The 5,761-nt window shown below is 71.5% G+C and carries 6 protein-coding genes; 3 read left to right on the top strand and 3 right to left on the bottom strand.

What is annotated here, in order from left to right; genetic code table 11:
• Positions 1–116 precede the first annotated feature (116 nt).
• A complete protein-coding gene (locus ACIRPK_RS36655; RefSeq protein WP_403047245.1) occupies positions 117–1,256 on the bottom strand; it encodes a PucR family transcriptional regulator in 1,140 nt (379 codons plus the stop codon).
• A gap of 87 nt (positions 1,257–1,343) precedes the next feature.
• Between ACIRPK_RS36655 and ACIRPK_RS36650 the strand changes: the two genes are divergently transcribed.
• A complete protein-coding gene (locus ACIRPK_RS36650) occupies positions 1,344–2,399 on the top strand; it encodes a ferredoxin reductase (protein ID WP_403047242.1) in 1,056 nt (351 codons plus the stop codon).
• Positions 2,400–2,406: 7 nt separating this feature from the next.
• Entirely contained in the window at positions 2,407–3,525 is a 1,119-nt protein-coding gene (locus ACIRPK_RS36645; protein ID WP_403047239.1) for a fatty acid desaturase family protein, read from the top strand.
• Between the two features lie 5 nt (positions 3,526–3,530).
• Here the strand turns inward: ACIRPK_RS36645 and ACIRPK_RS36640 are convergent, their stop codons facing one another.
• Entirely contained in the window at positions 3,531–4,244 is a 714-nt protein-coding gene (locus tag ACIRPK_RS36640) for an aminoacyl-tRNA hydrolase (protein ID WP_403047237.1), read from the bottom strand.
• A gap of 42 nt (positions 4,245–4,286) precedes the next feature.
• Positions 4,287–5,225, bottom strand: coding sequence for a hypothetical protein (locus ACIRPK_RS36635; RefSeq protein WP_403047234.1), 939 nt, complete (start codon positions 5,223–5,225; stop codon positions 4,287–4,289).
• Positions 5,226–5,297: 72 nt separating this feature from the next.
• Here ACIRPK_RS36635 and ACIRPK_RS36630 point away from each other — a divergent pair, with 72 nt between their 5' ends.
• Positions 5,298–5,669 (top strand): YbjQ family protein, encoded by a 372-nt coding sequence (locus ACIRPK_RS36630; RefSeq protein ID WP_403047231.1) that lies wholly within the window; start codon positions 5,298–5,300, stop codon positions 5,667–5,669.
• Positions 5,670–5,761: the final 92 nt, after the last annotated feature.

The raw sequence follows: 5,761 nt of genomic DNA, 5'->3' as shown, positions 1-5,761 counted from the left end.
CGACCACTGCTCATCAGAAAGATCTCCACGCCCCACACCATGATCATCACAGCGCGAGGACTGGACCGGAACCCCGTTCTAAAACACGGCCTAGCAGTGTTCGGTCGAAGGACGCGTCAGCTGCCCCGTGGACCCACCGCCAAGGTCAGTTCGAGGACCCGGTCCGGCGAGGCGAGATCCGGAAACAGCTCCCGCAGCTGCGCCATCCGGTACCGGACCGTCTGAGGATGGACGAACAGTGCCGCCGCCACCTCGTCCCGCCTGCCCTGGTGCAGCAGCCACGCCCGCAAGGTCTCCTCCAGCCGCCGTGCGGTCGCGGCAGGCAGAGTCCGCAACGGCGCGAGGGCCCGGGTACGCAGGTCTGCGAACGCGTCCGTGTCGGCGCTCAGCACCAGCTCGGGCAGGTGGTCCTCGGTGTCGCGAATCCCGGAGGAGAGGGAGCGCGCCCGTACGGCCCGGGCGTACGAGGCGGACGCCCGGGTCCACGGCCGTGCCGGGCCGACCACGGCGGCGCGGTCGGTCAGCTGCCGCAGGAGGTGCGGTCGGTCGGCATCGGGGACGAGCAGCACACCGGTGGCGTCCGGTAGGTCGTCGAGGACGAGAGTGCTCGGGTCGAGCACGCGGTAGGCGGGCCGGGCCTGGGCGGCGGGCAGCAGGACCACGGTCAGCGAAACCGGGGGCTGCCACCCGGCCCGTTGGGCGGAGGACAGCAGTACGTCCGGGCCCGCGTCGGCGAGGAGGTCGCGGGCCAGGTGTTCCAGGTGGCGCTCGTGGGCCCGGCCCCGGGCGGCCAGTTCGTCGGCGTGGCCGGCGGCGCTCGCGGCGGAGAGCTCGTCGATGTAGGCGAAGGTCAGCTCGGCGAACTTGGCGACCTCGGCGGCGGGCAGACCCGCGGGTACGGCACCCGCTGCCAGGTATCGCCAGGCCACCCGGGCGCCGACCCGGTAGGCGCTGAGCAGGGCGTCCATCGAACGGCCGTCGCGCACCTCGCCGCGGCCCAGCTCGTAGGCCGCGTCACCGGCGTCGCCACCCGTGGCGTTCCCGCTCGCGAGGTCCAGGTAGTGCCCCAGGGCGGTCCGGACGGCTCGGCGGATGGTGCCGCCCATGCGGCCCGAGAGGGCGTTGGCGTAGGAAGGAACCTCGCTGATGATCGCCTGCACCACCTCGTCGGCGGTGGCCGTCAGCGCGGCCCGAAGCGCGGCGACCGTCGTCTCGTCCAGGACCGGTTCGCCGGCCCTCCGAACTGCATTGCTCACGTTCTTGTTCCCCACGAACAATTCTGCCGATCAGATTCACGTCCTGTGGTCAGGACTTTACGCCCCGAGGCGCAGCAAGCTGGAGTCATGACGAGTGCAGCCCTCCGCAGCAGGGCGTGGAAACTGCTGGAGATGGTCACGACGCCGCTGCTGCCGTCGGACTACCTCGACCTGGTGAGCCCGCTGCGTGCGGGCGCCGACCTGCGGGGGCGCATCGAGGCCGTGCACCCCGAGACGGGTGAGGCCGCGACCGTGGTGATCAGGCCGGGACGGGGCTGGCGCGGCCACTCGGCCGGTCAGTACGTGCGGATCGGGGTCGACGTCGACGGCACGCGGCTGTGGCGTGCCTACTCCCTCACCTCACCGACGGACCGTCAGGACGGCCGCATCACGATCACCGTGAAGGCGATCCCGGACGGCAAGGTCAGCAACCACCTCGTCCACCGGACGACACCGGGCACGCTGGTCCAACTCGACCAGCCGGCCGGTGACTTCGTGCTACCGCCGGCCAAGCCCGCCAAGGTGCTCTACCTGACGGCCGGCAGCGGCATCACGCCCGTGATGGGCATGCTGCGCGACACCGGGCTCGACGACGTGGTCATGGTCCACTGCGCGCCGCAGCCGCAGGACGTGATCTTCCGCAAGGAACTGCACGGCCTGGTCGCGGACGGGAAGCTGCGCCTCACCGAGGTGCACACCACCACGGACGGCCGGCTCGACCTCGCCCGTCTCGGCGATCTCGTGCCCGACTGGGCCGAGCGCGAGACCTGGGCCTGCGGGCCCGAGGGTCTGCTCGACGCCGCGGAGCGGCACTGGGCCGAGCACGGTGTCCAGGAGCGCCTGCACACCGAACGGTTCCGCCCCCGCGTCGTCGTCACCGGCGACGGCGGCGAGGTCACCTTCAGCGCCACCGGCAGGACCGTCGACGCGGACGGCGCCACGCCGTTGCTGGACATCGGCGAGCAGGCCGGCGTACTCATGCCCTCCGGGTGCCGCATGGGCATCTGCTTCGGCTGCGTCACACCGCTCAAGGCGGGCGCCGTCCGCGACCTGCGCACCGGCGAGATCACCGAGGCCGAGCCGGGCGTCCTCATCCAGACCTGCGTGTCCGCCGCGGCGGGCCCCTGCGACATCGAACGGTAGAGGTACCTTGACCGCCATCGACCCCACCGCCCACCTGACCGCAGAGCAGATCGAGGAGCTCGGCCGCGAGCTGGACGCGATCCGCGACGAGGTGATCGCCGACCGCGGCGAGAAGGACGCCGCCTACATCCGCAAGGTCATCTCGGCGCAGCGCAAGCTCGAGCTGGCCAGCAGGGGCGTGCTGCTGTTCTCGTTCTTCCCGCCCGCGTGGCTGCTCGGCACCGCCGGCCTGTCCGTGGCGAAGATCATGGACAACATGGAGATCGGCCACAACGTCCTGCACGGCCAGTGGGACTGGATGCGGGACCCGAAGATCCACTCCACCACCTGGGAGTGGGACCACGTCTCGCCGGCCGAGCAGTGGAAGCACTCGCACAACGAGCTGCACCACACGTACACCAACGTGATCGGCAAGGACAACGACCTCGGCTACGGCATCATGCGCGTCGACGAGGACCAGCGGTGGCACCCGTTCCACCTCGGCCAGCCGCTGTGGAACTTCCTCAACGCCTGCTTCTTCGAGTACGGCATCGCGGCGTACGACCTGGAGCTCGGCAAGAACCTGCAGAAGCACCGCCGCCGGAGCCCGGAGTTCCGCGCCCGGGCCAGGGCCGTGGGCCGCAAGATCCGCAAGCAGGTGCTCAAGGACTACGTGATCCACCCGCTGCTGTCGGGCCCGTCGTTCCTCACCACCCTCGCCGCCACGTTCACCGCGAACCTGGTCCGCAACATCTGGACCCACTCGGTGATCATGTGCGGGCACTTCCCCGAGGGCGTGCAGGTCTTCGAGCGCCGGTCGGTCCAGGGCGAGACGCGCGGCCAGTGGTACCTGCGCCAGATGATGGGCTCGGCGAACATCAGCGGCAGCAGGGCCATGCACTTCATGACCGGCAACCTGTCCCACCAGATCGAGCATCACCTGTTCCCGGACCTGCCGAGCAACCGGTACGCCGAAGTCGCGGTGAAGGTGCGCGCGCTGTTCGACAGGTACGAGCTGGAGTACGTCACCGGCCCGCTGCCCAAGCAGGTCTTCTCCGCGTGGCACAAGGTCTTCCGGCTCTCCCTGCCGAACCGGAAGCCCAAGGGCGGGACACCGGCCCGCGAGCAGCAGCTCGTCGCGGCCTGATCCGCTCAGTGCAGCGCGGGGTGGTCCGCGACGACGGTGCAGGAGCCGGGGGCGATCTCGGTGAAGCCCGCGTCGCGGACCACCGGCAGGTGACCGTCCGTCAGTCCGGCCCAGTCCTGCTTCGACGCCGTCCGGACGGCCAGCGGGAAGCTCGCCTCCGCCCACTCCTTGCGCTGCGCGTCGTCCAGCCGCCACCAGGCGAGCTGGGCGGCGTGGCCGGTCTGCGCCATGGTCTTGCCCGCGCTCATCTCCAGGTCCGGGTTCAGCCAGAGCACCGGCACCCCTGGCTCGACCGGGCCGGGCTCGGCGGGGTCGTCCAGGTCGGTGCCGGAGACCTGGAGCTTGGCCAGCTCCTTCGGCCAGCCGTCCAGCGGGATCGGCGGGAAGACCCGGACCTCGGCGGACTCTCCGGTGACCGTGATGCCGGGCAGCTCGTTCGCCTTGCGCCACTCACCACCCCGGGCCCGCCGGACCACCTTGCGGATCCGGGCGTCCTCCCAGGCGGCCACCCGCTCCGCCCACTCCCCCTCGGGCTCGGTCACCCGGGGGTCGGCGAGCAGCGTGAGCACCGCCCGGGCCGAGGTCTCCAGCGCGTCGGTGCGGGCCGGGGGTTCGGCCTTCTCCAGCCGGACCACCAGCGGCAGCACGTACTGCGGCTGGTCGTCCCGAGGGTCGGAGGCGGCCGGGGTGCTGGGAGCGGTGAAGGGAGACGTCGTCACCCCACCAGCATGCCAGCCGCCCGGCCGCGCCCGCCGCGCAGGTCAGCGCCGGTAGCCCCGGCCCGCCTCGCGCTCCTCGGCGTCCTCGTAGGTGAGGAACCAGCCCTCCGGGTGGGTGGCGGCCAGCAGTTGGTCGGTCCGGTCGGCCGTGTCCAGCTCGGGGTCGCCCTGCTCCTCCGGGCCGTAGACGCCGAACAGCTCGTCGGCGCAGCCGTCCCAGTCGTAGTCGTACAGGTCGACCGGCAGGTCGCCCATCATGTCGGCGACCGCCTGCGGCTGGGCCCCGAGCAGCTCCCGGGCGTCCACCAGGGCCAGCCGGAGCGCCAGTTCCTCGGCCAGGCAGCGCGGCAGCGGCCACTCGCCGAGCGCCAGGTCGTCGGCCAGGTCGTCGAAGGTGCGGGCGAGCGAGCGGCGCCAGCCCCGGTGCAGGTTCCAGGTCCGGCGGGGCAGCCGGGCCAGCACGGCCCAGTCCGCCTCCTCCTCGTCGGTGACCGGATCGCCCTCGTGCTCGTCCAGGTCGTCGTACGCCGCGTCGGCCAGCGTGATCAGCTGGGTGTGCAGCAGGCAGGCGGTGCGTGGCGTCAGGGTCCAGTCCCCGGTGCCGCCGCCCTCCTCCTCGTCCAGGTCGAGCGGGAACAGCTCGGCGAAGTCCGGGGCGAAGTCGTCGGTCAGCGCGATCTCCAGCGTGCCGCCCAGTGCCTCCACCCCGGGGATCGCGGCCACCAGCCGGTCCGGGTGCAGCAGTGCGCCGAGCGCCGCGTTCGGGTCCTCGGAGACCTCCCGCAGCAGCGCCTCCCGCTGCCCGGCCGGGTCGACCCCGGCGAAGTCCAGCTCCGTCACGGCGGCGCGGGCGGCGGCCCGCAACGCGTCCCAGTCGGTGATCCGGATGCCGAGCACCACCGTCGCCTCGATCTCCTGCGCGCCGGAGTCACCGGAATCCGCCGCCGCGCCCGGCCCCTGATGATCGCTTCGCTCGCCCATGGGTCAAGGTTTACAGACTGTTCGCGAGCGAGTCCACCGGCTTGGCAAGCCTTCGAGCGGCAGGATGAACGCATGAGCAACCTTGACGAGTACGGCGGCGGGCAGGGCCCGAGCGCCGATGTGCTGGTGGTCACAACCAACGACGTGCCCGGGTACCGGGTGGACCGGGTGATCGGCGAGGTCTTCGGACTCACCGTGCGCAGCCGTCACCTGGGCACCCAGATCGGCGCCTCCTTCAAGTCGATGCTGGGCGGTGAGCTCAAGGGGCTCACCAAGACCCTGGTCGAGTCGCGGAACCAGGCGATGGAGCGGCTGGTCGAGCAGACCAAGGCGCGCGGTGGCAACGCGGTGCTGATGATGCGCTTCGACGTGACCGAGGCGGCGGACCTGGGCACCGAGATCTGCGCCTACGGCACGGCCGTGGTGATCTCCCCCACCCCCTAGGGGTTGTCCCGTAACTGCTGGCCACAGGTGAGATGATCTTGTCCGTGGCTGGTGTGATCACGGCGTCGGAGCCGTCCTGGATAGCCCCGTTC

Origin of the sequence: Kitasatospora sp. NPDC101801, assembly GCF_044766665.1 — a bacterium.
GTDB lineage: Bacteria > Actinomycetota > Actinomycetes > Streptomycetales > Streptomycetaceae > Kitasatospora.
This window is presented reverse-complemented; position numbering and strand designations above follow the sequence as displayed.